At 43.2% G+C, this 26276-nt stretch carries 27 protein-coding genes; 18 read left to right on the top strand and 9 right to left on the bottom strand.

All coding sequences use genetic code 11. The annotated features are described in order from the left end of the window. The first annotated feature begins 17 nt into the window (after window positions 1–17). On the top strand, window positions 18–296 hold the full coding sequence (ppiC, locus tag VRK_RS14395; protein WP_059122008.1) for a peptidylprolyl isomerase PpiC: 279 nt from the start codon (window positions 18–20) through the stop codon (window positions 294–296). 138 nt (window positions 297–434) lie between these two features. Here ppiC and speG read toward each other — a convergent pair whose 3' ends face one another. From speG to VRK_RS14380, 3 genes are all read right to left on the bottom strand, one after another. Further along, on the bottom strand, window positions 435–977 hold the full coding sequence (gene speG / locus VRK_RS14390; RefSeq protein ID WP_059122007.1) for a spermidine N1-acetyltransferase: 543 nt from the start codon (window positions 975–977) through the stop codon (window positions 435–437). Between the two features lie 288 nt (window positions 978–1265). After that, complete coding sequence (locus VRK_RS14385; RefSeq protein WP_059122783.1) at window positions 1266–1751, bottom strand: acyl-CoA thioesterase; 486 nt, start codon at window positions 1749–1751, stop codon at window positions 1266–1268. A gap of 483 nt (window positions 1752–2234) precedes the next feature. Next, window positions 2235–3179: a LysR substrate-binding domain-containing protein gene (locus tag VRK_RS14380; protein WP_059122006.1), complete on the bottom strand. Its 945-nt coding sequence runs from the start codon at window positions 3177–3179 to the stop codon at window positions 2235–2237. Window positions 3180–3299: 120 nt separating this feature from the next. On the opposite strand from VRK_RS14380, the gene VRK_RS14375 reads away from it, so the two are divergent. Next, a complete protein-coding gene (locus VRK_RS14375) occupies window positions 3300–4652 on the top strand; it encodes a 6-phospho-beta-glucosidase (RefSeq protein ID WP_059122005.1) in 1353 nt (450 codons plus the stop codon). Window positions 4653–4721: 69 nt separating this feature from the next. Beyond that, complete coding sequence (locus VRK_RS14370) at window positions 4722–4943, top strand: DUF3820 family protein (protein WP_059122004.1); 222 nt, start codon at window positions 4722–4724, stop codon at window positions 4941–4943. Between the two features lie 132 nt (window positions 4944–5075). Here the strand turns inward: VRK_RS14370 and VRK_RS14365 are convergent, their stop codons facing one another. Continuing rightward, entirely contained in the window at window positions 5076–6152 is a 1077-nt protein-coding gene (locus tag VRK_RS14365; protein ID WP_059122003.1) for a M35 family metalloendopeptidase, read from the bottom strand. 901 nt (window positions 6153–7053) lie between these two features. Here VRK_RS14365 and VRK_RS14360 point away from each other — a divergent pair. Next, entirely contained in the window at window positions 7054–8268 is a 1215-nt protein-coding gene (locus VRK_RS14360) for a type III PLP-dependent enzyme (RefSeq protein ID WP_059122002.1), read from the top strand. A gap of 287 nt (window positions 8269–8555) precedes the next feature. Beyond that, window positions 8556–8717: a hypothetical protein gene (locus VRK_RS21035; protein WP_157371923.1), complete on the top strand. Its 162-nt coding sequence runs from the start codon at window positions 8556–8558 to the stop codon at window positions 8715–8717. Window positions 8718–9024: 307 nt separating this feature from the next. Here VRK_RS21035 and VRK_RS14355 read toward each other — a convergent pair whose 3' ends face one another. Beyond that, on the bottom strand, window positions 9025–9591 hold the full coding sequence (locus tag VRK_RS14355) for a porin family protein (RefSeq protein WP_059122001.1): 567 nt from the start codon (window positions 9589–9591) through the stop codon (window positions 9025–9027). A 546-nt stretch (window positions 9592–10137) separates the two neighbouring features. Here VRK_RS14355 and sbmA point away from each other — a divergent pair. The 4 genes from sbmA to VRK_RS14340 all read left to right on the top strand — a co-directional run bounded on the left by sbmA (window position 10138) and on the right by VRK_RS14340 (window position 13114). After that, the gene (sbmA, locus tag VRK_RS14350) at window positions 10138–11412 is read left to right on the top strand and encodes a peptide antibiotic transporter SbmA (protein ID WP_059122000.1); all 1275 of its coding nucleotides are present in this window, start codon (window positions 10138–10140) and stop codon (window positions 11410–11412) included. 325 nt (window positions 11413–11737) lie between these two features. Then, on the top strand, window positions 11738–11908 hold the full coding sequence (locus VRK_RS21315) for an entericidin EcnAB (RefSeq protein ID WP_197413114.1): 171 nt from the start codon (window positions 11738–11740) through the stop codon (window positions 11906–11908). 212 nt (window positions 11909–12120) lie between these two features. Further along, window positions 12121–12567, top strand: a complete 447-nt coding sequence (locus tag VRK_RS14345; protein WP_059122782.1) for a MarR family winged helix-turn-helix transcriptional regulator — start codon at window positions 12121–12123, stop codon at window positions 12565–12567. Between the two features lie 124 nt (window positions 12568–12691). After that, window positions 12692–13114 (top strand): organic hydroperoxide resistance protein, encoded by a 423-nt coding sequence (locus tag VRK_RS14340; RefSeq protein ID WP_059121999.1) that lies wholly within the window; start codon window positions 12692–12694, stop codon window positions 13112–13114. A 79-nt stretch (window positions 13115–13193) separates the two neighbouring features. Here VRK_RS14340 and trxC read toward each other — a convergent pair whose 3' ends face one another. Then, entirely contained in the window at window positions 13194–13631 is a 438-nt protein-coding gene (gene trxC, locus VRK_RS14335) for a thioredoxin TrxC (RefSeq protein ID WP_059121998.1), read from the bottom strand. 340 nt (window positions 13632–13971) lie between these two features. Between trxC and VRK_RS14330 the strand changes: the two genes are divergently transcribed. The 9 genes from VRK_RS14330 (at window position 13972) to VRK_RS14290 (ending at window position 23971) form a co-directional block, all read left to right on the top strand. Beyond that, entirely contained in the window at window positions 13972–14352 is a 381-nt protein-coding gene (locus VRK_RS14330; protein ID WP_059121997.1) for a SpoIIAA family protein, read from the top strand. A 314-nt stretch (window positions 14353–14666) separates the two neighbouring features. Beyond that, on the top strand, window positions 14667–16298 hold the full coding sequence (locus tag VRK_RS14325) for a methyl-accepting chemotaxis protein (RefSeq protein WP_082671401.1): 1632 nt from the start codon (window positions 14667–14669) through the stop codon (window positions 16296–16298). A gap of 499 nt (window positions 16299–16797) precedes the next feature. Continuing rightward, window positions 16798–18543, top strand: coding sequence for a methyl-accepting chemotaxis protein (locus VRK_RS14320; protein WP_059121995.1), 1746 nt, complete (start codon window positions 16798–16800; stop codon window positions 18541–18543). Window positions 18544–18642: 99 nt separating this feature from the next. Next, entirely contained in the window at window positions 18643–19302 is a 660-nt protein-coding gene (locus tag VRK_RS14315) for a glutathione S-transferase family protein (protein ID WP_059121994.1), read from the top strand. A gap of 527 nt (window positions 19303–19829) precedes the next feature. Further along, window positions 19830–20609: an ABC transporter substrate-binding protein gene (locus VRK_RS14310; protein WP_059121993.1), complete on the top strand. Its 780-nt coding sequence runs from the start codon at window positions 19830–19832 to the stop codon at window positions 20607–20609. Window positions 20610–20667: 58 nt separating this feature from the next. After that, the gene (locus VRK_RS14305; RefSeq protein ID WP_059121992.1) at window positions 20668–21354 is read left to right on the top strand and encodes an ABC transporter permease; all 687 of its coding nucleotides are present in this window, start codon (window positions 20668–20670) and stop codon (window positions 21352–21354) included. Further along, window positions 21351–22070 (top strand): ABC transporter permease, encoded by a 720-nt coding sequence (locus tag VRK_RS14300; protein ID WP_059121991.1) that lies wholly within the window; start codon window positions 21351–21353, stop codon window positions 22068–22070. The genes VRK_RS14305 and VRK_RS14300 overlap by 4 nt, the downstream gene beginning before the upstream one ends. 101 nt (window positions 22071–22171) lie before the next feature. Further along, entirely contained in the window at window positions 22172–22945 is a 774-nt protein-coding gene (gene hisP / locus VRK_RS14295; RefSeq protein ID WP_059121990.1) for a histidine ABC transporter ATP-binding protein HisP, read from the top strand. A 63-nt stretch (window positions 22946–23008) separates the two neighbouring features. Then, window positions 23009–23971 carry a GlxA family transcriptional regulator gene (locus VRK_RS14290; RefSeq protein WP_059121989.1) on the top strand — a complete coding sequence of 321 codons (963 nt, stop codon included), beginning with the start codon at window positions 23009–23011 and terminating at the stop codon, window positions 23969–23971. Between the two features lie 53 nt (window positions 23972–24024). On the opposite strand, the gene VRK_RS14285 is transcribed toward VRK_RS14290, so the two are convergent. From VRK_RS14285 to VRK_RS14275, 3 genes are all read right to left on the bottom strand, one after another. Further along, window positions 24025–24651, bottom strand: a complete 627-nt coding sequence (locus VRK_RS14285) for a LysE family translocator (protein WP_059121988.1) — start codon at window positions 24649–24651, stop codon at window positions 24025–24027. A gap of 88 nt (window positions 24652–24739) precedes the next feature. Further along, window positions 24740–25678, bottom strand: coding sequence for an ornithine cyclodeaminase family protein (locus VRK_RS14280; protein WP_059121987.1), 939 nt, complete (start codon window positions 25676–25678; stop codon window positions 24740–24742). 9 nt (window positions 25679–25687) lie between these two features. Further along, entirely contained in the window at window positions 25688–26233 is a 546-nt protein-coding gene (locus VRK_RS14275; RefSeq protein WP_059121986.1) for a carboxymuconolactone decarboxylase family protein, read from the bottom strand. Window positions 26234–26276: the final 43 nt, after the last annotated feature.

Raw genomic sequence — 26276 nt, 5'->3', positions numbered from 1 at the left:
TGGGGAGGCGATTTTCAATGGCAAGAACAGCAGCAGCGTTGCATATTTTGGTAAAACATCAGAATCAGGCTGAGGATATTCTACAGCAGATTAAGAAGGGTGCTAAATTTCAAACACTTGCCCGAAAATATTCTTTGTGTCCTTCCGGCAAGAAAGGCGGTGATCTGGGGGAGTTTCGTCAGGGGCAAATGGTGCCTGCGTTTGACAAAGCTTGTTTCCGTGGGGAGGTACTCAAACCTCAGATTGTCAAAACCAAATTTGGTTGGCATGTGATCAAAGTGTTGTATCGGACGTGAGTAGGCGTTTTCGTTCTCTTAATCCTCGGTCACTAAACGCCATACATCTTGAAATTCGTCCATTTTTTCGCTTGGCATATGCTACTCGGACACAATTCTAAACATATGGCGTTTTCACCGCATTGGTCGGTTTATTTCTTATTTTGATTCATCTGAGAGTGCTTTGGTCTTTTTTAAATAGTCATGTTGCAAAATATACATGCGTTTGACATCCTGATAGCGCCCATTAATAAAGAACTCCTCAATCAGATGCCCTTCTTCAACAAAACCGGCTTTACGATACAAATAGAGCGCTACTTCATTGTCGATAGCAACGTGCAGATAAATCTTGTGCAGATTGAGAATCGTAAATGAATAATCTAATGCTTTGTTGATGAGATCTAAGGCATAGCCTCTTCCCTGATATTCAGGGGTGATAATAATCTGAAACTCGGCACTTCTGTGAATGTAGTTGATCTCAATTAACTCAACGAGACCAATCAGCTGTTTATTTTCATTTTCTACAACAAAGCGTCTTTCTGCATTGTCGTGAATATGTTTGTTATATAACTCCTCAAGCTCATCAAAAGATTCATATGGTTCTTCAAACCAGTACGACATGATATTTCTATTATTATTAAGATTGTGAATAAAACGTAGATCCTGACGTTCTAATGCCCGCAGGTAAAGTTCACTTTTCATGGGATGATCCGAAGTTAATCTTACGTTAAGGTTTTTCATGGCACCATCTGCCGATGTAAATCAGATGTCTCGCATAACATAGCACGTTGCAAGGACAGGCACCAGATAGCTTGTAACCGGTGGAAAAGAGCGTTGTAAGGACAGACACTTGAGTATGTTGAGAGGACAGACACCAGACACCAGAAAGATAACATGCGAAAAGGCGATGGAGATGAGTGAAGGGAATGGGCTTTGGCGATGACAGGCAGGAGACAGGCCAATATATCTTTGGCCTGTGATGATTTCGCGTTATTTCAGGTACTGAACATGGGCTTCCATTTCTTCACCGATTTCTTGGCGCATATTCATCAAACGAATAGCTGATTGTCTGAGCGCAATATCTTCAGGTGTGGATGGTACCCACTCCGGTACAGCGCTTGGTTTGCCATGTTCATCGACAGCAACCATGATCACAATACAGTGTGTGGTCAGCCGATTTTCTTGCAATTTAGGGTCACTCGCCTGAACGTCGATCGCGACATGCATTGAGGTTCGCCCTGTATAGACGATTTTGGCGGTCACTTCGACGAGATGACCGACCAAAATTGGGGCGACAAACCGAATACCGCCGGCATAGGCTGTAATGCAGTATTTTCCACTCCAAGCCGCAGAGCAGGCATAGGCGGCTAAGTCGATCCATTTCATCACGGCACCACCGTGAACTTTACCGCCGAAATTTACATCGCTGGGCTCAGCCAGAAAACGCAGTGTGAGCTCTCTTTTTTTATTTGTCATATCGACGTCCTCATCAATTGTGAATACAACCATACCTTGAAATGGTTCGAAAACGCACCATGCTTTTGCAAATTCATCATAACAAATATTTAACATGGGCAATGTTAAAGAAACTTATTCTCAAAAATATGAAAGTCAAGAAGATCAAGTGAATTCGGTATCAATTATGGAAACAGATCTTGAATTCGATGCAGTTTTACTTTGACTATATACTTCAGGTAAAGCCATTTGACACTCAGCGAATCAGCTTCAAAGATCCGTTGAATGATAGTTCTCACTATTATGTGCCAGCGATTATTTATCTTGATGGCAATGTAATGGTGAGTAGTACGATTCATTTCATTAAGATATTCGGGAAAAAGTAAATGTAAAACTTGATTAATAAAAATCATTCATCAAAGAATAGAGTGTTCACTGATGTTTATTATTGGATTGTGGGATGATGGATCGATATATGGTCGATGTTAAACTAGTTGCGCTATATTATTTTTGTTGAGGAATAATATATTCATTGTTATCGGTACTATAACACTCAATATATTTTCCTATCCAATTTAAAAATGCCTGTAATTTTGGTCGCGTTTCATGGCCTTTAGGGCAAATTAAATCATAGCCGTATCCAGAGGGGACCCGTTCAAAGAGTGAAACTAATGCACCACTTTCGAGATACGATTGAATCGTGTGGTAGCGACCTAAGGCGATTCCCATTGAGTTTTGAGCTGCAACCATCGTTAGTTCTTCATGATTAAACACATATTTATGTTTTAAAAGAGTAGTGCTTCTACCCGTAGTATTTAACCAATGCTGCCATTCACTCAATGGCGATAAAAATTCTAATGACTCGGTACAATGCAGAAAAGTGGCTTCTTTTAGACGCAATTCACTTTCATATAAATTGAAGCGTTGTGCATATTCTGGCGTACACACAGGAACCAAGTATTCATCAAATAGCCGGATGTGATAAAAATCGGGATGTGTTTCATTACCATAGTAAATCGCGATATCAACCGGTTGATTATGAAAGTCCAGTTTACTTGCCTTGACTCGCATTTTTACGTCTAGGTGAGGATACAAACGTTGAAACTCAGCCATTTTAGGGACTAGCCACAAATGGGCAAATGTTGGTGCGATCCCGATATATAATTCTCCTCTTAATTCATTGAAGCGAATATCGTCAACTTCAGTGAAGATATTTGACAGGGATTGGGTTAGCGTTCTGAGCATCCTGTGACCGTCTTTTGTCAGTTCAAGTTTTCTTGTCAGACGAACAAAAAGTGTGAAACCGAGATCTGCTTCAAGCTTTTTAATCCTTTGGCTGACCGCTCCCTGAGTCAGGCACAATTCTTCAGCCGCTAATGTGAAACTTAAAAATTTTGCTACAATGCTGAAAGTATAAAGGTTTGCTAAGATATTTTGCTTATCTGCCATGTGTATGAAACATCCTATGCATTAGAGATATTAATTCATGAATATCACGATTTCGTTTGTCGCTGTTGGGTTTGTCAGGTGCAATGAACACAAGAAGGACACACGAGAGAGTATTGCAAAATGAGTAAGAAATTAAAAGTTGTCGTGATCGGTGGCGGCTCAAGTTATACACCGGAGTTAATTGAAGGTCTGATTAACCGCTATCATGAACTGCCGGTTGCTGAACTCTGGCTAGTTGATATCGAAGCAGGAAAAGAAAAAGTTGCAATTATTTCTGAACTGGCTCAACGCATGATCAAAAAGCAAGGATTCAACATCGACGTTAAAGTCACACTTGATCGTCGTCTTGCATTAGAAAATGCAGATTTTGTTTGTTCACAATTTAGAGCCGGTTGTCTTGAGGGGCGAATTCGTGACGAACGCATTTCTTTAAAATATGGCATGATTGGGCAAGAGACAAATGGTCTTGGTGGCTTTGCAAATGCATGTCGGACAATTCCAATTACTTTAGAAATCTGTAAAGACATGGAAGAACTTTGTCCGGATGCATGGTTGCTGAATTTTACGAATCCTTCGGGCATGGTAACAGAGGCCATATTGAAACATACCAAGATTAAAGCCGTTGGTTTATGTAACGTCCCTGTCATTATGGAAAAAGGTATCGCACAAATGATCGGTGCCGATGAAGGTGAGTTTATTGTGCAAGTTGCGGGTCTCAACCATATGATTTGGGCGCGCAAAATATTACATCAAGGGACGGACAAATTAAATTTAGTGATGGATGAAATATTAAATGGTCATGATCCATTGGTGCCGTCAAACCTCCCACCGTTTGCTTGGCCGAAAGATCTATTAAAAGATATGGGGATGATCCCCTGTGCTTATTTGCGTTATTACTACATCAGTGACGATATCATGAAACAAGAACAAAAAGAGGCTGATGGTGAGGGGACTCGTGGTGAAGTTGTAAAAGCAATGGAAAAACGTTTATTTGATATTTATAAAAATCCGGATCTAGCCGAAAAGCCCAAAGAATTGGAAAAACGTGGCGGTCAATACTATTCAGAAGCAGCATGTGAGTTGATGGCTTCAATTTATAACGACAAGCGTACCGTGATGCATGTTAATACACGCAATAATGGTGCAATTAGTGGCTTACCGGATGATTGTGCTGTAGAAGTGAGCTCACTCATTACCAAAAGTGGTCCGCTACCACTTAACGTCGAACCATTCCCGGATGACACATTACGTCTGATTCAACTGATGAAAGCGTTTGAAACACTCACGGTCGAAGCTGCGGTGAAAGGTGATTTAGTCGCAGCGAAACGAGGATTAATATTAAATCCTATCGTGAATACCGGCACAATCTTAGACGAAGCCCTGCAAGAAACAGTGAAAGAGAACTTAGATTATATGCCTCAGTTTCGTTGGATGTTTGAACAGGATTCGGCTCTCAATCGCTCATGTGAATAATGAAGAGCAAAGGAGACGTCGAATCGATTAGAATACACATAACTTCAACAGAACAAGAAAGCCCCCGCTATGCTACAAAAAGAGAGTTTGCTAAAACTGGCAACGATAAAAATGCCGTTTGGCCGTTATGCCGGACGCGTGTTAATTGATTTACCGGAAGAGTACTTATTGTGGTTTCAGAATAAGGGTGAATTTCCTCAGGGAGAACTCGGGGAATTAATGCAACTCTGTCTGACGTTGAAAGTTGAAGGATTGGATCGTCTCGTGAAGCCATTGAAGAGGTCATCCTAAAACTCATTCAAGCGGTAAAGAGGAGAAACAGGGATTGATATGGTGGTTGAGCCATTCGTATTCAGGGCCTGGGGAATTAACCGAAAGCACCGGCTCGTGGTGCTTTCGGTTCGTACAGAAACGCCTTATGCCTTATAAAGAAGGATTATTCTCTGCGAAGTATTCATGAGAATCTGCGTTGTTGACTGCCTGATTCGGTGATGATTGTGCCAGACGACGTGCATTATACTGTCCGTAAGCAATATCATCCGTACCGCCATTAACTGTGAAATGACTCATTTCATGAATCAGTGTTCCGGCTTTTGAGTCCGTTCCTGTGGTGGGAGCAGACCAGAAGGCGTTGCATAAGTGGATACGATAGGGTTGATTCGGATAAACGTAAGCATATGCATTGGAAAGGCTGCCCTCACAGTAACAATCTGCGGTGACGGTCTTGTTTTGCAGTGCATCGGATATTTTCTGGAAATGTCCTTTGACGGTGCTGTAACGACCGCTTGAGTATGAGCCGAACCAAGTGGTATAGCGAGAGGTTACTGAACCTGCTCTGTAGTAGTTGTAAGCTGAACCGGACATGCTCCGTGCCGCGCTAACGGCTGAACTGATTTGACTTTTCTGGCTATTTGAGCAGTTACCGACATAGCTGATTCCACCTGCCATTTCAGCAACATCGAGTACCGATTCATTGATGGTTGCGACCTTTGGGTGCACGCCCTCAACCCAGAAACTCACACCATTTGAGCTGAGTGTCTGGACTTCATCTTCGGCTTGAATTGTTGATTTTTCTTCAGATTTAATTAAATCCATTGCGGTGACATTAAACTGAACGTTGTATGTCCCTTCTCGAGTCATGTCATAGAAGGCAGACAGGTCGATTGTTTGAGTAATGGTCTGGCCGGCAGGCAGAGTCATATAATCTTTAGCCGTTGGCGCTGGCCGTTTGATAATCGGACCCGTATATGCGACGGTTTCTCCATCCACTGTCACGGTGAAAGCATTCTTCTGCAGTTTGTTGTGATTGATGAGATACCAATCGAGCACATCGACAGCCTCCTGACCATTATTCGTAATGCTCAGTTCGACTTTGACATCACTGCCTTCACCATAAGACTGGTTTAAAGGGGTAACGGTGACATCCAGAGAGTGAGCATAAGCCAGAGATGACATACTTCCTACGATGGCACTCAATAATAAATTTGTTGCCTTATTCATTTGATAAACTCCATTTTTTCATCGTTTATGAATCATCGATATTGTTACGACTAAGTGGATATCAATCATTCACCGTAGAATGTTTGAAGTTATGCTGTTTTCTGCTTCAAACATTATTTTAAAATGCTTTTGTTATTATTTTTTGAATTATGTTTTATTTATGTAAACGTGTAAAGCCGGAAATAAAAATAGAGTAATTGAATTGATTTTTAATGATAAATTTATAAATCAATACTTATTTAATTATTAATAATTTTGAGATTTTTATGTTTAGTTTTAATATTTTAACTAATTGAATATTATAATTTTATTTTAATTTTTTAATGATTCAGCTGATTAGTTTGGTCGTCTTTTAAATATGTCATTTATGGATGGTTTACAACAAGTATTTTCTATCTATAAATTTAATGTTAGTAATTTGATAACAGGATGAAATTGACAAAATTGTCTATTTCATTGAGGGTAAATATTAAATATTTTAAAAATATGAAATTGCGTTATTTGACCTGATTATATGTGCTCTCAGGCTATTCACACCGGGCAACCATGTGCCGGACAGATATTGTCAGAATAATAATGTCTCCCTGTTCCGTGACTCAAACAGATATTCAATCCGGATGCATGTCAGCGCAATAATGAAGGCTCAACTATTAATAAATGCTATCTTGACCATAAAAAATTTTTGACTTTTGCAGGGCTATTTTTTATTGCGTCTGTCCCTACATGAACTTACTATCAGCCTGCTTCTTGATGATAGCCAATCCGAGTACATCACACCTATGTGGCAAGGCGATAGAGCAACTATCCAAGAGTGACTTTGACAGCGTATTGACGCTTTTATTGACGCTCCACTTTTCATAAAAACAGTCCGATGAAAAGTGTTTGTCCCCGGAGGTTTGCGATGGCTCATGTCCATTCAGTATTAAATTTTCAATCTTTTGCTGCTCGAACTCTTTCTGCTGATGACGTTCGTTTAGTTGAATCATCCGTGTCACAGTTCGGTGCACCACTACTGATGCTCGATTGCGAGACAATTCGTCAGCAATATCGCGCACTGAATAACGCTTTACCGAATGTTACGCTTCATTTTGCGCTGAAACCGCTGCCGCATCCGGTCGTGGTCAGAACTCTGCTCGGCGAAGGTGCAAGCTTTGATCTGGCGACCAGTGGTGAAGTTGAACTGGCTGCCCAAGAAGGCGTGCCGGCTGAACGTACAATCCATACTCACCCGATCAAACGTGATGCAGATATTCGCGATGCGTTAGCATACGGCTGTTCTGTTTTTGTAGTGGATAACTTGAACGAACTGGCAAAATTCAAACCTTATAAAGATGAGGTGGAGTTACTGGTACGTTTGAGTTTTCGCAATGCGGAAGCATTTGCGGATTTATCGAAGAAATTCGGTTGTTCCCCTGAACAGGCACTGACAATCATTGAAATGGCTCAGGAATGGAATATTCATATTAAGGGGCTCTCTTTTCATGTTGGTTCTCAGACGATTCATCCACAGAAGTATGTTGATGCGATCCGGACTTGCAAGACCGTGATGGAAGAAGTTGTCGCGCGCGGATTACCTGCACTGAGTGCACTGGATATTGGCGGAGGTTTCCCTGTCAGTTATACAAAACAGGTGATGCCGATTGAGCAATTTTGTGAGCCTATTAACGAAGCGTTGAACGAGTTACCGGAAACTGTACAAGTTTTGGCTGAACCCGGACGCTTTATCGTGGCACAGGCCGTGATGAGTGTCGCTTCCATTATGGGGCAGGCGGAAAGGGAAGGCCAAATGTGGTACTACCTTGACGATGGCATCTACGGCTCTTTCAGTGGGCTAATGTTCGACGATGCACAGTATCCGTTGGTGACTTTGAAACAAGGTGGTGAATTGTTGCCGAGTGTTTTGGCCGGTCCGACTTGTGACAGTATTGATGTGATTGCTGAAGATATTATGTTGCCTCGGTTGGAGAATGGTGACCTTATTGTCGGTTGTATGATGGGGGCTTATACCAGTGCCACTGCGACGGATTTTAATTTCTTCAAGCGAGCTCAAACTATCGTCTTGAATGAAGATGCGTTTAATGAACAGGCAGTGAGTCGGGAACGCCTTATCGGTTAAGGTCATCTTAACCACTTGATTCTGTTTGTTCTACAACATCATATCGAAAAAGCCACGGCCTATGCGTCTGTGGCTTATCATCTCTTTTTGCCGATAGCTGTACCGTCACTCTGCGACAGGTATGCTTTATTTATTTGAAATTCATCAAATTTTTATGAATATGTACTGATAATTACATTTTTTTCGTAATTAAATTACCATAAATGTTGACTTGAATCACAATATTGCTGATAATTTGAACTAAACAACACTTGGTTGTGAAATAAAATAACGCTAGGAGCCGAGTCATGAGTTCAACGCTTTCCTCACAAATTACTATCACTGTACCTAAAACAAAAATGAGCACGTCTGTCGTCAATACTGTTAAAGAACTTGCAGGTGTCTTCGCAATGTTTGGCGTGACAGCTGTGATTACGTTTATGCTTGCTTTAACTTGGGTTAATTTCTGATCATTACGATAGAATCCATTTCAATCGCTGCTCTTGTTTTTTGAATTCGGTGGTGTTGTTCCGATGATGTCGGATGCTCCCACCGAATGAATGTTACCTTCCGTCCGTATTTGAACATTCGTACTTGAATGTGTATTTGAATATGAGAAGAGTATTGATGTTATGCTCGGTGAGCGGATGGAAACCAAAATAAAAATCGCTGTATCAATCACGCAATATAATGAAGCATTGAAAAGTACTCATCATGAGTGCTTTTTATAGGTTACTTTTGAATTGATTTTTATTTCTGGCTATTCTAATAGATCATTTAAAAGCGATATTCAGCACCAATAGTTGCTTGTTTTAAGTCGGTATTGGTATCTGCACCATTATTAATATCATTGGCGTTTAAGTCAACGTCATACCAAGTATATTCTGCATTGACTAAGAAGTTGTCCGTAATTTTAAATCCAACACCGGCACCCACAAATACAGCTTCGTCATCTTCGTCGCCACTTACACCTAAGATGTTATAGTCTGTGGTGTACCAAAGCTGGCCGCCTTTAGCGTAAATTTCTACGCGATCACCAATCGGCGCGGTCAATTTTAGAGCAGCCGTATAACCGTCTGTCTCAGCTCTTGCAGCGTTACCACCATACGAGCCGAAGTCGATATAACTCCCTTCAACACCGATGTAACGGTTTAATTTAAAACCAATTAATCCTTGCATCACATCATTGTCATCATCAAAATCGTCTTGGCCATCAATCTTCACGTAACCGTAGTTACCGCCAACGTAAATCCCGCTTTCATCGTCCAAAACTGCTGCGTATGAAATTGTGCTGAACATTGTTAAAGCCATAGTGCTCGCTAGAATTGGAAGGATCTTTTTCATCTTTTTACTCCTAGTGATTTTGAATAAGTCATCGTTGATGTACGCTAATTGTTTAGCGGAAGTCACTTATTTTAAATAACAACAATCATGTCAATATAATAAATTTATCAAAATTATCATGTTCATGATTATTATATTCTGGCTGACCTCTGCTAAAACATACTTTTAATTTAACCCCAATAAAAAATGTCATGTTATTACTTTGTCATGAGTAAGTTAAAGTTGAATTCGAATATTAAGAGCATATGAATATGTCGATAATTTATTCATAAGCAATGAACTATTTTCAGAGTTTTCAAAAAGCAGCAACATCGTTTTTGATAGGAACCTCCTCATTCAATCGTCACACGAGGGGAATTTTCATCGGTTCCGTTGGTCATAACTAACTGTTCCTCAACTAGCTTCATTGGAGCTTAGAGTTGAACTGAAGGATTGCATGTCACCGCGGAATCGTGAATATTAACGCTGTGATTCATTTATACCGTGCTTCACGATGTGGTACATCGGCACGATAACTGTCAGTAAAATTAATAAGAGATTGATATAGTGTTTGATTCTTTCTTTCCGAGACCAAAATTATTTTTTCTCAGTTTTGTTATTTGGGCACTGTTTTGTGTGATTTGCTGGTACACCGGTGTTCGTGAGTTAGGTGCTGATCTTAGCCTCGGCTATCTGGTCGGGATCGGGTTCCCACAGCCGTTGTTGGTGGATGCTGCACCTGCGGTGCAGGCCGCTTTTCAACAAGCACTAGAGAGTGCGACTAATGCTTGGTTATATCAGTATATGTTTGTTTGTTATGCCTTGTTTATTGGCGTCTGGTTAAAATTCGGTGACCAAAAATGGGCTCGCTGGTCGGTCGTTGGTTCCGGTTTGATTGTGTTCATTACTTGGTTTCAGGTCGAAGTCAGTGTCATGATCAATGAATGGTATGGCAATTTTTATAACCTGATCCAGAAGGCATTAACGAATCCCAACAGCATTACCCTTGGTGAGTTTTATGGTGAACTGACAACGGTTGCCGTGATTTTGCTCATTGCCATTATGGTCGCGGTTTGTAACCATTTTTTCGTCAGTCATTATGTGTTTCGGTGGCGCACCGCAATGACGGATTATTATACCGCCCGTTGGCAACAGGTTCGCCATATCGAGGGGGCATCACAGCGGATTCAGGAAGATACGATGCGTTTCGCGTCGATTATGGAAAGTTTAGGCGTCAACCTATTGAATGCGGTAATGACACTGATTGCTTTTCTGCCGATTTTATGGGGACTCTCCGGTTATGTGAAAACATTACCATTGATTGGTGAAGTGTCTCAGGGGTTGGTCTTTGTTGCCATTATTTGGTCGATCATCGGCACTGTATTACTGGCTGCTGCCGGGGTTAAATTACCGGGATTAGAATTTAAGAATCAACGCGTCGAAGCCGCTTACAGAAAAGAATTAGTTTATGGAGAGGATCATGAACACCGTGCTGCACCACAAACCTTAAAAGAGTTATTCAGTGATGTCCGGCATAACTACTTTCGTCTTTATAAGCATTATGTGTACTTTAATATCGTCCGTTACGGTTACTTACAGGTTGGCACCTTTATTCCGATCATTGCATTGGCGCCTTCAATTGTTGCAGGTGCTTTCACGCTGGGTGTAATGCAGCGAATTATCAATGCATTCGGTCAGGTTGAAAGCTCTTTTCAATATCTGGTCAACTCATGGACGACGATTGTCGAGCTGTTGTCTATTTATAAACGTCTCAAAGCATTTGAAGATGAAGCGGATGGTTTACAAAACATCCCGCTCATCGAAAATCCAGCCGAAAATTAGTACCATTCAGGGCTTCCATTGACCGGAGGCCCTCATTTTATTCGCTGTCTTTTTTCACCGAGACTGTGGATGTGAGCCCTGAAATCATCGGATGATGTGATCGCTATACTCAATTATGAGAGATTCCTTCCGCAGTTGATGATGATTTTGACATTTGCATTACACAAACGACATTATGTTATTACATCATAGTTTTTCCTGTCACGATGTCTTTTGCTAACAGAAGGTTCCTTGGTCACAGACAGGAAAATGGGCAGAAGACGAGGACGAGGATGAGGTCGTGCTATGCTTTTGCTTGAGTCGTTCAGTAAATAGGAGAGTATCAATGAAATATGGACTGATTGCTATATTGGCTTTGTTTTTGAGTGCTTGTTCCTCGACTTGGAACGGTGTGAAAGAAGACTCTTCTGAAATATGGGACACAACCAAAGAGAAATCGAGTGAAGTTTATCATTCAACGAAAGAAGCAATCCATGAGGCAACCGCGGAAGAGTAATTGGTTCTCGCTATCATTGGATTTTGATTGAGCCGTGTGTGTCGGACGTTGTTGTCATTTTGAAGGTATTCAATATTGATGAATGAAGATCCTCAACAACAGCGTTCCTTATAATGTGGAACCCACTGAACATTGAACCTCAGTCGTTTAAACGGGTTATCATGCCGTCAACGGCTGATAGAAGTAGACCTGAGAAAAAAGAAGTAGAAAGAATGTCTGATAATAACGCTTTATTGCTGGATAACCAGCTATGTTTTGCCCTTTATTCAACCTCTCTGGCGATGACGCAGATGTATAAACCGCTACTTGAACCTTTGGGGCTAACGTATCCGCAATATCTCGTGTTACTGATTCTCTGGGAGCAAGATGGCATCGGTCTTAAAGATATTGGTGAGCGATTAGGACAGAAATCCGGTGCTCTCACGCCTGTGATTAAACGGATGGAACAAGAGGGGCTGGTGAATCGTACGCGACAGCTACATGATGAGCGTTCATTGAGTGTCCGCTTGACACCAAAGGGACAGCAGCTCAAAGCTGAAGCGGTGAAAATTAATCAGTGCTTGATTGAGGCCTGTGGTATACCCAGTCGAGAGCTGATGGAGATGAAAGATAAAATCATGACATTGAGAAAAAGCTTACTCAAGAATCAGCCTGAGTAAGCTGTCTGCCAAAAATACCTTGTGCGATAACTATTATTGCGATAATATAATGTCACTAGAGAGAAAAAGCTGTGGGCTTTTTTTAACTAAAATAATTATTGCAATAACTAATTGGAGGTTGTTCATGGATCTTTTATATACAGCACAAGTAACAACGACTGGCGGGCGTGACGGAAAATCCGCTTCTGACGATAACAAATTACAAGTGAATCTGAGTACCCCCAAAGAATTAGGCGGTTCAGGTGGTGAAGGGACAAACCCAGAACAACTTTTCGCTGCAGGTTATTCAGCATGTTTTATCGGTGCGCTGAAGTTTGTCGCCATGCAGGATAAGATCAAATTATCTCAAGATCTCAGTGTGACGGCAAAAGTCGGCATTGGTCAAAATACGGCCGGTGTTGGTTTTGCGATTGATGTCGAGTTACATATTTCTCTACCGGAACTTGATCGCAGTGTCGCACAGACGTTGATCGAAAAAGCGCATCAAGTTTGTCCATACTCAAATGCAACTCGCGGCAATATTCGAGTCGAGTTAGTGCTTGTATAACGTCTTGAATGATGTTTAACGAGGACAGGCACGCGAAGCGTGCCTGTCTTGATTCTGTTCGAAAAACACCTACCGCCTTTCACATGCCTTTCAGCGACTCATCCAGCCATGCATTAAACTGCGAATAAGGCAGTGCACCGTTGATCATGTTGAGCCGTTGTCCTTGATGAAAAACCATCACTGTTGGAATACTGCGAATCTGAAATTGCGCGGCCAATGCCTGTTGAGCTTCAGTATCGACCTTAATAAAACGAACCCGCTGCATGCGCTCTTGTGCCGTTTGCTCAAAAACTGGCGCAAATCCGACACACGGGTTACACCACGGGGCCCAAAAATCGACCACCACGGGGATATCACTCTTCAAAATGAACTGAAAATTATCGACTGTCCCTTCAACGGGTAAGCCGTCAAGGAGGAACTGTTTACACTTGCCGCATACCGACGACTCAGAAACACGCTCGGTGGGAACGCGATTCATAGCATGGCATGACGGGCAGCGGGTTTTCATACTGGTCATAGGGCGTTGACTTTATAACTCGGTGAATGGGAAACCATAAATTATCATCAAATAAAAGCAGATAACAACCATGAATCAAGCGTAGAAAAGCGGACCGATTCCTGTTCGTGTGGAAGGATGTTATCTGTCCGGGAGAGTTGGAGAGTTCGTTGATGCTTCTGCTCGTTTATAGTGTCTGTCCTCCTATCGGTCTTTCTCTCGAGCCTGTTCGCTTATGCTGAATTTGTGGGATGGATCCAAATGCTTATTTACCGGATAGCATATCCTTAAATGATAATATGGTTGCTCTGTAGCTATGTCTCAAGATATGTAGGTCTCAAGATACTTGATGGAGGTTAGAATGGCGTATAAAAAACATGGCCTCACCATTGGACTGGAACGGGTCGATCACGAATTTTTTGTGTCGATTAAAGCCGTCGGTACATTAACTCATCAGGATTACGAGATGATCACACCACTTCTGGATGCTGCATTGGTGAAGGTTAACACCCCGAAAGTTGATGTATTGTTTGATGTCTCTGAGTTGAAAGGGTGGGAGCTTCGAGCAGCATGGGATGACTTTAAACTGGGTCTACAACATGGTGCAGACTTTAATAAAGTGGCGCTCTATGGTCATCAGGAATGGCAAGCTCTCACTGCAAAAGTCGGGAATTGGTTTATCTCGGGAGATATCCGCTATTTCGAGAATTATGATGAAGCGATTCGATGGTTGCAGGATTAGCTGCAAAGGTAAGGCGCTCAACAACGATTACTGTGATATGGGTCAGAGTTATGTTTTGACCCATGTTCATGTTACATGAACTTTATTGATTGCTTTAACATCGCTTTTACATTAAATGGTTTTTTTATTATATTATTGCACGCTGCATTCTTTATTTGAGTATTCTGTCAATATACTTTAGGTGTATATCCATCATCAAATGCAATATTAAACGTCATGTTGGTCATATTCATTTCATTGCATTAGGTCTGTTTTATCATTCGAATAATAATAAGAAGTCTCGCAGAAGCTAATGCATATCATTTTAGGATGTCATGATGTTTAGTAATTTTACCATCCGTATGCAGCTTGGCCTGTCTTTGGCCTTTTTAACTGCCATTATTGTTTTCTCCGGATTACAAAACCGGAATTCGCTTAACCTGCTGGAACGCAACATCCAACTATTCGCAGAGCCTCTGAGAAAGGCTCAGCGAGATGTGCTCAATGCTGATCGAGATTTATATCAGGCGCTCAAGGGGCAACAAGATGCGCTTCTGACCAATGACGAGAAAGTACTAAAAGTTTCAAAAGATGATTATCAGGAAAATGTCCAGCAAGCCTATGATCGAATGCAAAACTATTTGAATTATATGGCTGATTATCCTCAGATCATCGCACAATTCAATAATTTCGATAGTATTTTTAAAGACTGGAAGGATCAGGCGGATCGGGTGTTTGCGCTGATAGAAAAAGGTGACAAGATACAAGCCAACACACAATTCACTGAGTCTGAGAAACATTTTGAGATGTTACGTAGTGAGTATGATAAAGCCGGCGAACTGGTTGATAAACTCGGGAATGCACTCTACGGACAGTCGAGTGACGTTGTCGGACAGCGAATTTTCTGGAATATGATGATTTCCCTTATCTCGGTGGTGATTGGGATGATATTGGTGTTTTTCATTCCGAGAGCAATTACGTCTGCGATCTATTCCGTGAAAGATAAGATCGATGATTTGACTCAGGGAGATGGTGATTTAGTGAGCCGTTTGACCGTGAAGAAAAAAACCGAATTAGGTGACTTGTCATGCAGTGTGAATCACTTGCTGGAACAGCTCCAACAACTGGTAAAAAGTGTGATTGATGGGGTTGAGAAACTGGGGGCGGATACAAGCCATCTTCAGGATGTCGTGAGTAAAACGGAAGTGATTGGTCACAATCAGCAGCAGCGTCTGGAACTGCTATTTCAAGCGTTTGAACAAATCAATCTGGCGATTCAAGAAATTACGACCAATGCACAGCATACTTCTTCTAAAAGTGATGAAGCGAATCGTGCTGCGAGTAGTGGTATGACGTTGGTGGATAAAAATGTCGCGCTGAACGATAAATTATCGGTGAGTTTTCAAGAAGCCAGCCAGAAGATGTCATCACTTGCCGCAGATTCTGACAATATTACTTCAGTTTTGGATGTGATCCGTGGTATCGCTGACCAAACCAATCTACTGGCATTGAACGCGGCAATTGAAGCGGCACGAGCCGGTGAGCAAGGGCGCGGCTTTGCGGTTGTGGCTGATGAAGTGAGAACGTTGGCACAACGGACACAGTCTTCAACAGAAGATATTCAGGACATGATATCCGGCCTGATTAAAGGTGTGAATGAAACTCAGGCGGCCATTCAAGGCGGAGAAGATGCTGTTACTGAATCCGTGGGAATGGCTGATGAGATGAGACATGCATTTCAGGATATCCGCGAATTGATTTCCACGGTTCAAGAAATGAATATTCAGATTGCTGCGGCGACGGAAGAACAGAGTTCGGTAATTGTCGATGTGAATCAAGGCATTCGAGAGCTGAAAGAACTGTCTGATAAAGCCACCGGTGTTCATCAGCGCGTGGCCGATACCGGTAATGTGGTTGCCGATATTTCGCAGCGGCTTTCTGACTTGGTGAGTCAGTTTAAAGTGTAATATTCAGGGGAGTATTGACCGTAATACGACCCATGGAATATGAGGTATTTTGTTTAGGGGAGAGTCGTGGATTCTCCCTAATTTATTGTATTTGATTGCATATCAACAGCTTTCTGTACAGCAACAGCGATCTGAAAAGAATGAGGAAGATCCCAAATACAGGGACTTTAAATTGATTTATATTCACTTTTAGCTGCAAATTGCCAAAAATGTGATCAAAATTTTTAAAATAGTGTTTTGAGCTAAAACCTAGCAAATAATTGTCAGCTTCTCCAACGGTACGATTTTTTTAGTTTTTGCGAATAGGCACCATAAAATTACAGAATATGTTCCAACTGTCGATATACGTCGTATGATGTCTAAAAGTGTCGGATATGACATTTTTTTGATATATCTGTTTTTGTTATAATTTAAATGGAACACTTTTTGTTTGTATACCACATTATGGAATGTAGCGGTCATCGCTGGCTACAAATTGAGAAAGGGTCATGGATATAGTATGAAAAAGGTATCATTTAAGACTAAATTGCTTGCTATCGTTGTTGCAATTATCTGTGTAACGATATTCACTGCCTACGTTAGTGCTAATTTTTATATCAGTCGCTATATACATCAAAGTGATAGCCAAGTGATCCGGACACAGATTGATACGATCCGTTCTGTGGTGGAAGGGAAGCTTAAAGACAATATAGTTCTGGCTCAGTCAACTAAGTTCAGTTTTTACGAGGTCAAACAGGCGATAGAAAAAACTGGCTTCAGAGATGCGATTAAAGTTGCGTTCGGGATGACTATCAATCGAGATGGCGCAATTAAAGATCCGCAGGAAGCTCAGCCATACATGGATATCTTTAAACAGGCAGATGGTAAGCTGACCGTGAGTAATGTCTTTATTGATAATGGAAAACCAACGATCACGATTACCGTGCCTGAGAACAAAGATTCTGGAAATATTTTCTACATTGACCTCTCTTCTCTCGGTGATCTGCTAAGTTCAATGTCTACGAATGGCAGTTATCTTGAGCTGGTGGATGACAAGCAAACTCAGATCTTTTCCAATAAAGCTGAAGGGCATAATCTGACGCCACTGACAGCGAAGATCAATGTTGCCGGAAAAGAGTGGATACTCACCGGATATATCGATAACGACTATATTCAGCATGATACCGATGCACTGAATGGCAGCATTACCATTGCGTTGATCATTGCCGCGATTATTTTGATTCCGATAGCCATTCTCCTGATTAACTGGGTGTTTAAGCCGATTCTTTTGTTGAAAAATCTGATTGCTGATCTGGCAGATGGAAATGGTGACCTGACTCATCGTCTGAAGGTGGATTCAAAAGATGAACTGGGCATGATCGCGAGTGGTATTAATCAGTTTATCGAGAATTTACAGAACATGATGCGACAGGTGAGGGAATCGACGGATACGATTAGTCAGGAAATCGCCCAACTTGAACAGCAAACCGATTCGAATAGTAAATTGCTCCAGTCACATAGTCAGGAAATTGAATTGACAGTGACAGCAGTGAATGAAATGAGCTCGACAGCATCTGTTGTTGCAGAGAATGCGGCCAACACCGCAAGCCAGACAGAAGCGACAAATAGTGAAGCTGAGCATTCTAAAGAAGTGGTACAACGGGCCGTTTCACAAGTCGGTGCATTGGCAGAAGAAGTGGAAGAAACGGCTCGATTCATTGCTGATATGAACATGCATACAGAAGAAATCGGTAAATTACTGGGTGAAATCGGTGGTATTGCCGAACAGACTAACCTACTGGCTTTGAATGCTGCGATTGAGGCAGCGAGAGCCGGAGACCAAGGGCGTGGTTTTGCGGTCGTTGCTGATGAGGTGCGGGCGTTAGCGTCACGAACCCATCGGAGTACCGAGGACATTGTCCAGATGTTAGATCGCTTGAAAGCCGGAACAGCAACCGTGGTTTCCAGTATGGAATCGACTCGTAACAGTTGTCGGATAACCGAAGAATCGACAACTGTGGTGGTGTCTTCATTGGATAAAGTGACGTCGGCGGTCAATGAAATTAACGACTTGTCGATTCAGATTGCAACGTCAGCCGAAGAGCAAAGTAGTGTGACCGAAGATATTAACCGGAGTATGGTCGCAATTCGTGAAGTGATGCATACCATCAACGACAATGGTGACAATACCGCAGAGACAACACGCCGCTTGATTACCATCAATCAGCAATTATTAGCGATTGTAAATAAGTTTAAAATTGAATAATTTGTTTCATGACAACCACTCAGCCTGAGCATCGCGCTCAGGCTGGTGATTTTCTCTCCCGCATTCCATTTCTCATCTCGTCAATCTTGGAGTCCACCAATGAAGCTATATATCGGGAATAAAAATTATTCAACGTGGTCACTCAGGCCATGGATTTTATTGGCAAAATCAAATATTGCATTCGATGAAGTTCAGTTACCGCTTGATACGCCACAGTTTTATGCTGCTTTGTCATCGGTGACACCAACGCTGAAAGTCCCTTGCCTGATCGATGGTGACGTCACCGTATGGGATTCACTCGCGATCTGTGAATATATCAATGATACCTATCTTGCGGGAAAAGCATGGCCAGCCGATCCCAAAGATAAGGCTAACGCGCGTTCGTTGGCGGCAGAAATGCATTCGGGCTTTCCGGCCCTGCGTAGTGAAGCACCGATGAATATCCGCGCAACTCGTTCACTGAATTTGTCTGAAGCTGCGCAGCAGGATCTCAAACGGATTGAAGCAATTTTTGCCGGGCAGATGGTGCGCTTTGCCGATCAGGGGGGATGGCTGTTTGGTCGGTACTCTATTGCTGATGCGATGTTTGCGCCTGTTGTGATGCGTTTAAAAACGTATCAGTTGAGCCTTGGGGAAACGGCGCAGAAATATGTGAATCATGTCTTGTCGTGTCCGGCGTTGCAGCAATGGATTGATGCGGCGCTTGAGGAAACTGAAATTGTTGCAGCAGATGAAGCCGGAGAGCCGGTCAATAAGTGAGCCATAAGAGCATTATGACTGAACTATTTGAAGTCTTGATGCATCTGTTTCGCCTCACTGACGTCGATTTTGAGTCAGCACCGATGCTAAATCGACATACCTTTTAACGGGCTGTGATGCCAATTGAAAGCGAACAACAGATTCAACTACTAATCGGTGCAATATGCCGCATATTTGTTTGTATTCATCGTATCTTGCATGAATGAAACTGGTGTGGCATTTTTTATTTTCACTTTACATTTGTTGCTAAATTGTATGTTAACCGTGAAAAAGTTGTTGTTATGCATTGGTATAGTGCAATAAATGTGTCTCAATTGTGCATATATAAAATATCGATAAAATTGAAAATATCAGAAGCACTTTATATTTATATGCAGTAGAATCCCCGTTTTGAGGCATCTATTTAAGTATTCATGCATTTTAGGTGTTTAAATATATTCTCTTCTCCCAGCGGTTGGAAAGAATAGTCACCTATGGCATGAATTGTGCTGTTTTCAACGTTTATCATATATGAATGAGATATCACTATGAAAAGAATAACGAATTTGAGTCTGCTTCTGCTGACTCTCGCTGCTCCTTTTGTCCAGGCCGCGGATCAGCCGCTGGTTCGGCTGGGTGTTGAGCCTGGATATGCACCTTTTGAGATGAAGAAACCAGACGGCACTCTGACCGGATTTGATATCGATTTAGGCAAAGAAATTTGTAAGCGAATTGATGCGCACTGTGTCTGGGTTGAAAGTGACTTCGATGGCTTGATTCCTTCGCTGAAAGCGAAAAAAATTGATGCAATTCTCTCTTCTATGTCGATCACGCCACAGCGTCAGCAGGAAATTGACTTTACAGATAAGCTGTATGGCACGCCTGCTCGTTTAGTCGCTCCAAAAGGGGTGACTCTGCAACCGACAGCTGCGTCATTGGGTGGTAAACGTGTTGGTGTTTTTCAGGGAACCACGGCTGAAACTTATGCAAAAGAGCAATGGGCCCCTAAAGGTGTGGATGTCGTGACTTATCAGAATCAGGATCAGGTCTATGCTGACTTAGTGAACGGCCGTCTTGATACTGCATTTCAGGATGCCGTTGCTGCGAGCGATGGCTTCTTGAATCGTCCGGTTGGCAAAGGGTTTGCCTTCAGCGGTCCGGAAGTCAATGATGAAAAATACTTTGGTGTCGGTGCCGGGATCGGGGTGCGTAAAACTGATCAGGCACTCAAAAATAAAATCAATGCTGCTCTGAGCGACATGCTGAAAGATGGCACCTATGATGCGATTGCTAAGCAATACTTTGATTTTGATATTTACGGTAAATAAGCCGTCACTCCTTTCCGCTCCTTCGTTTGAGGGAGCGGTATTTATTTAGGAAGGCATTATGCTTTATGGATATGGTGGCATTATCTTTGATGGTGCAATCATGACGATTGAACTGGCAGTTCTTTCGGTAATTTTCTCAATTATTCTGGGATTGCTCGGGGCTTGTGCCAAACTATTTGGCAGCCGTCCGATGATCGCGCTCGCCCATGTTTATACCACACTGATTCGTGGCATTCCTGATTTGGTGCTGATGATGCTGATTTTTTACGGCTTGCAGTTGGGCCTCAATCAGTTCACCGAATTTCTGGGGTGGCAACAAATTAACATTGATCCATTCACAGCCGGTGTTTTGACCATTGGTTTTATCTATGGTGCCTATTTGACGGAAACTTTTCGCGGGGCTTTTCTGGCGGTTCCCAAAGGGCAGATTGAAGCCGGGACTTCCTATGGTTTTACACCATGGCAAGTGTTTCGGGTGATTCTTTTTCCTCAGATGATGCGTCATGCCCTGCCGGGCTTGTCCAATAACTGGCTGGTGATCCTCAAATCAACCGCACTGGTTTCCATTATCGGCCTTGCCGATGTCGTCAAGGCAACACAAATGGCCGGCAAAGGAACCTATCAGTTTTTCTACTTTACGATTGTTGCTGCTGCGGTTTATCTGATTTTTACCACATTATCAAATCTGGCATTTTATTGGCTGGAGCGTCGCTACGCATACAGCCATAGAGGTCGTTTGTCATGATTGAAATACTTGAACGCTACGGAAAAGCGTTTTTATGGTCGGATGGTTACCACTTTACCGGTGTTGCCGTGACGCTTTGGTTACTGGTCATTTCCGTATCGCTGGGATTTATTGTCTCCATCCCATTGTCACTGGCTCGGGTGTCTAAAAACCGTTGGCTGTCGTTACCCGTCTGGCTATTTTCATATCTTTTCCGTGGCACACCGTTGTATGTTCAGTTGCTGATTTTCTATACAGGTGTATACACGCTGGGATTTGTCCGCTCGACGGAGTTTCTCAACTGGTTTTTTCGTAGCGGCTATAACTGCACGATTTTTGCGCTGTTTCTCAATACCTGTGCCTATACCCTTGAGATTTTTGCCGGTGCAATCCGCGAAACCAATCAGGGAGAAATTGAAGCAGCGAAAGCATACGGTTTCTCTCGCTGGAAGCGCTACCGGTGTATTGTGCTTCCTTCAGCATTGCGCCGCGCGATTCCTGCCTATAGTAATGAAGTAATTATCATGCTTCATTCGACCTCTTTAGCATTTACGGCCACGGTGCCTGATATTCTTAAAATCGCCCGAGATGTGAATGCGGCGACATATAAATCATTTCATGCCTTTGGGATTGCTGCCATACTTTATTTAGTGATTTCATTTTTGCTGGTGGCGCTGTTCCGGCGAGCAGAAAAGAAATGGTTGCGTCACTTGCATCCGATACCAGTCAAACATTAGAACATCGATTTTTAGGTTTCCGGTGGCGGCTCGCATTTGACGGGCTTGAGGATTCAGGAAACTGATTTTTTCAGGAAACCGATTGTTAAGGAACAAGCATTATGCAAAACACAAAACTGGCCGTCAGTGATCTCCATAAAAAGTACGGTCAGCATGAGGTCATTAAAGGCGTGTCTTTACAGGCGAATGCCGGTGATGTCATTAGTATTATCGGATCGTCCGGGTCGGGGAAAAGTACACTCTTACGCTGTTTGAATTTTCTTGAGAAACCTTCGACAGGCGCAATCTATATTAATGGTCAGGAAATCCAGATGAAGCGTGATTCAGACGGACAACTCAAAGTGAGTGACCATAAACAGTTGCAGCTCCTGCGCACCAAGCTGACGATGGTATTCCAGCATTTTAACTTGTGGAGTCATATGACGGTGCTGGAAAATGTGATGGTGGCACCGATTCAGGTACTGGGCATCAGTAAGCAGGAAGCGCGTGAAAGAGCAATTGCTTATCTCAATAAAGTTGGCATCGACGAACGGGCACAACAAAGCTATCCGACCCATCTATCCGGGGGGCAGCAACAGCGTGTGTCGATTGCCCGGGCTTTGGCAATGGAACCGGAAGTGTTGCTGTTCGATGAGCCGACATCTGCACTGGATCCTGAGCTGGTCGGTGAAGTGCTGAAGATTATGCAGCAACTCGCTGAAGAAGGAAAAACCATGATCGTGGTGACACACGAGATGGGATTCGCCCGACATGTCTCAAACCATGTCATTTTTCTTCATCAGGGAAAAATTGAAGAAGAAGGGCATCCGGAAACCGTTTTCGGTCAGCCGAAAAGTGAACGTTTGCAGCAGTTTCTTTCCGGTGCTTTAAAATAACGCGAAAATGCAGCATCATGATGCTGCATTTTTATATTTGTATTGACACCATAAGTGCTCTGAATGATAAATGCTGCCTCATCGATTTACCAAGTCGCGATCTATCTGCCCGGTCGTTACTCTTGGTATGCAATTGGATCGTTAGAAGCCCCTTTTCGCGTTGCCAATGATATTCTCGGTGCAGAGAAATTTCGATGTGTGTATGTCACTCCGGTAGTAGAGTCCTCCCAATCCGCTTGCCTCCCCAATTCGATTGTATGGTCTGATGCCTTTGATTGTGACTTGCTGGCTGTTGTCTGTGAGTCGCTACCGGATGAGGCGGTATCACCGCTGGAAAAGAAAAAACTGCAACATTTTTATCAACAGGGGAAAACCATCCTTGCCAGCTATGCCGGTGTGTTCTGGCTTGCTGACAGTGGGTTGCTGCATCATCAACGTGCCGCTGTCCATTGGTCTTTCATGGATAGTTTTAGCGAGCGTTATGATTCGATTGAGCTGTCTGACCATCTGTATGAACGATGTGAGCGGCTTATTACGACGGCTGGGTTAGCTGCAACGCTCGACTGTTTGGTGGATTTTCTGGAAGAGACCGAAGGTAAAGAGCTGGCCTATGCTGTTTCTGATCAGCTTTGTATGGATCGTATTCGGCCGGCACAAGAGCGCCAGCGATTACCATTTAAGCAGTTTGGCGGGGATATCCAACCGCGTTTAACGATGGCTGTTGAACTGATGGAAAACAATCTGGAAGAGCCGTTGTCAACGGATGAAATTGCCGAATTAGTCCATATCTCTCGTCGCCAGCTCGAACGGCTGTTCAAGCGTTACCTCGACACCATGCCTGCTCGCTACTACCTTCAGCTTCGTTTGAAACGGGCGCGTCAGCTGTTGCTGACGACCCATACCTCGATTGTCCAAATTGGGCTATTGTGTGGCTTTTCCAGCGGTCCGCATTTTTCCAGTGCTTATAAAGCTTATTATCACATGACACCTCGCGAGGAACGCTCGAAAATGTTACACGCGAAATAGATGTCATGGCTGACGTTGTTTCGTGTGGCATCTCGTTATTACCCAAAATCTGGCTACAATGTTTTGGCAATCATACTTCCGGCAGCGGCGAGCATCATAATGCCCGCACTGCGAAAGAGTAGCATCTGAGCATTTTGGCTGGCCAGGAAGCGTCTGACTTTTAGTGCTCCCAAAATAAAGATAGAACCGACTGCGATTAATACTGCAATGGTGAGCGGCACCAGCAGTAATCCCCATGTTTGTATCGACACGGTGTCCAAGGTAATGACCAGCGGTAAGATCGCCAGATAGAATGCGATTGTTTTGGGGTTGCCCAAAGTAATAGTAAAACCGGAAAACCATGCTGAAGTCAGCTCCCGTCTGGAAGCCTTTTGATCGATCTGGATACTTTCCGGCTTACAGGTAATAAATTGCCACGCCAGCCAAGCCAGATAAAGAGACGATGCCCAACTGATCAATGTGAATAAGGTGCTGAAGTGATGTGCGATCACCGCGAGACCGAATACCGCAAATGACAGGTAGACCAAGTCTCCCAGAATCAACCCGGCCAGCATTGTAAACCCGGTGATTGCGCCGCCACTCACGCTCCGGGCCACTAATGCGGTCATTCCGGGGCCCGGAATTGCAGCTGCGATGCCTAGGGCTGCAACATAGGCTAATATTTGTGTTGATTCTAGCATGGTTATTTATCCTACTTATATTGAACGGATTTTATCTGAGCCGTGTTTGAAAATAGTCACGGTGCAACAGACTCCTTGTGGTTGGCTGCTATTGATTCTGATAAAGCACTTCTCTGGCAAAAACAAGATCTTGAACCGCCAGTCCCACAGATTTAAACAACGTGCGTTCGGGACGCTTTTCTAGGCTATGCTCTCCTAATTCACCAATTTCTTGACTGCAATGATCGGTTGATAAGTATCCTTTCTCTTTGGCTTGCTGGAGACACTGGGAGGCATTCCAGCATGACTCTCGTGAATCGACATAATGCTCAACCGCACCATAGATTGCCGGATCCAGCTCCTGAAATCCAATTGCTGATGCACCGATCGCATTGATATGGCAGCTTTGTGGTAAATCACAAAGTTGCAGTAATGGGCTCCGGGCTGCCGTTACCGTACAGATAATATCTGCGTCAGAGACTGCTTCGGCCGGTGTTTCTGCGCCAGTTATGTTAAGTGCGGTATGCTCGGCACACCATGTTGCAAACTGATCTACGTTTGCCCGATTTCTGCCCCAGACGGTAACATCCTGAATCGGGCGGACGGCAAGCATGGTGAGTAAGTGTTGACGTGCTTGCAGGCCCGTGCCCAGAATGGCAAGTTTGGTTGCGTGTTGCGGTGCAAGTAAGTGCGTTGCCCAAGCGGAGGCGGCCGCGGTTCTTAGTGCGGTGATGGCTCCTGCGTCAACTGCCACCATATGTCCGTTTGCCTGTTCATCAAATAGCAGAATACATCCTTCATGAGAAGCCGAACCTTGGTGTGGATTAAAATCGACCAAGACAGATTTCAGGCCGAATCCCGAATATTTGCCTTCGGAAATATAAGCCGGCATTGTCCCCATCAATCGTCCATCTGGCGCCGGAATAATACTTCGGACCGATTGCACCACTTTGCCCTGACTTTGCAAAGCAAACGCAATCTGACTCAACTCAATGGCAAGGGGGATGGAGAGGGTTTGCTCAACATGTTCTCGATTAAAGTAATGCATACAACCACCTTATGCCTCGACCGTATCCATAAACTGCGTCTCAACCGGTGTGTCTGCCAAGCTATTGAGTAAGGTAGACATGGTTTTCTGGGAGATGCCTAAAATCACATCAAGCATATTTTGTTGTGTGAAGCCCGCTGCTAGAAAATGACTTGCTTTGTCTTTTTGAATGGTGCCCTGCGAAAGAATCACTGCTTGTGTAAATTGCTGAAGCGCGGCTAATCGTGTCGGGAGTTGCTCCGGATGATGAATTATTTTATCAACAATCTCACTGGCGACCCCTTTGTGAATTGCAATCCAGCGATGGGCTTTAATCGTATAAGGGCATTGGTTAATCACACCGGTTGTGAGCCAGACAACCGCTTTCTCTGCTTCATTCAGGGAACATTGTGAAAATCGGTCATGCGCAAACTGATAAGAAGCCAGCAGATCGGGAGATTCAGCCATGTATGCACTTTGGTTGGGGATCCAACCGAAATTATCAATCGAACTTTGCAAAAGTTTGCGACTGCCATCCGGTGCACTGTCAATCGTGTGTAATTTCATCTCTATCATTTCTCTCTTCCTTTCTTGGTTCTTTTTTATGAATCTGTTGATG

It is taken from the genome of Vibrio sp. MEBiC08052 (assembly GCF_001506075.1).
GTDB lineage: Bacteria > Pseudomonadota > Gammaproteobacteria > Enterobacterales > Vibrionaceae > Vibrio.
This window is presented reverse-complemented; position numbering and strand designations above follow the sequence as displayed.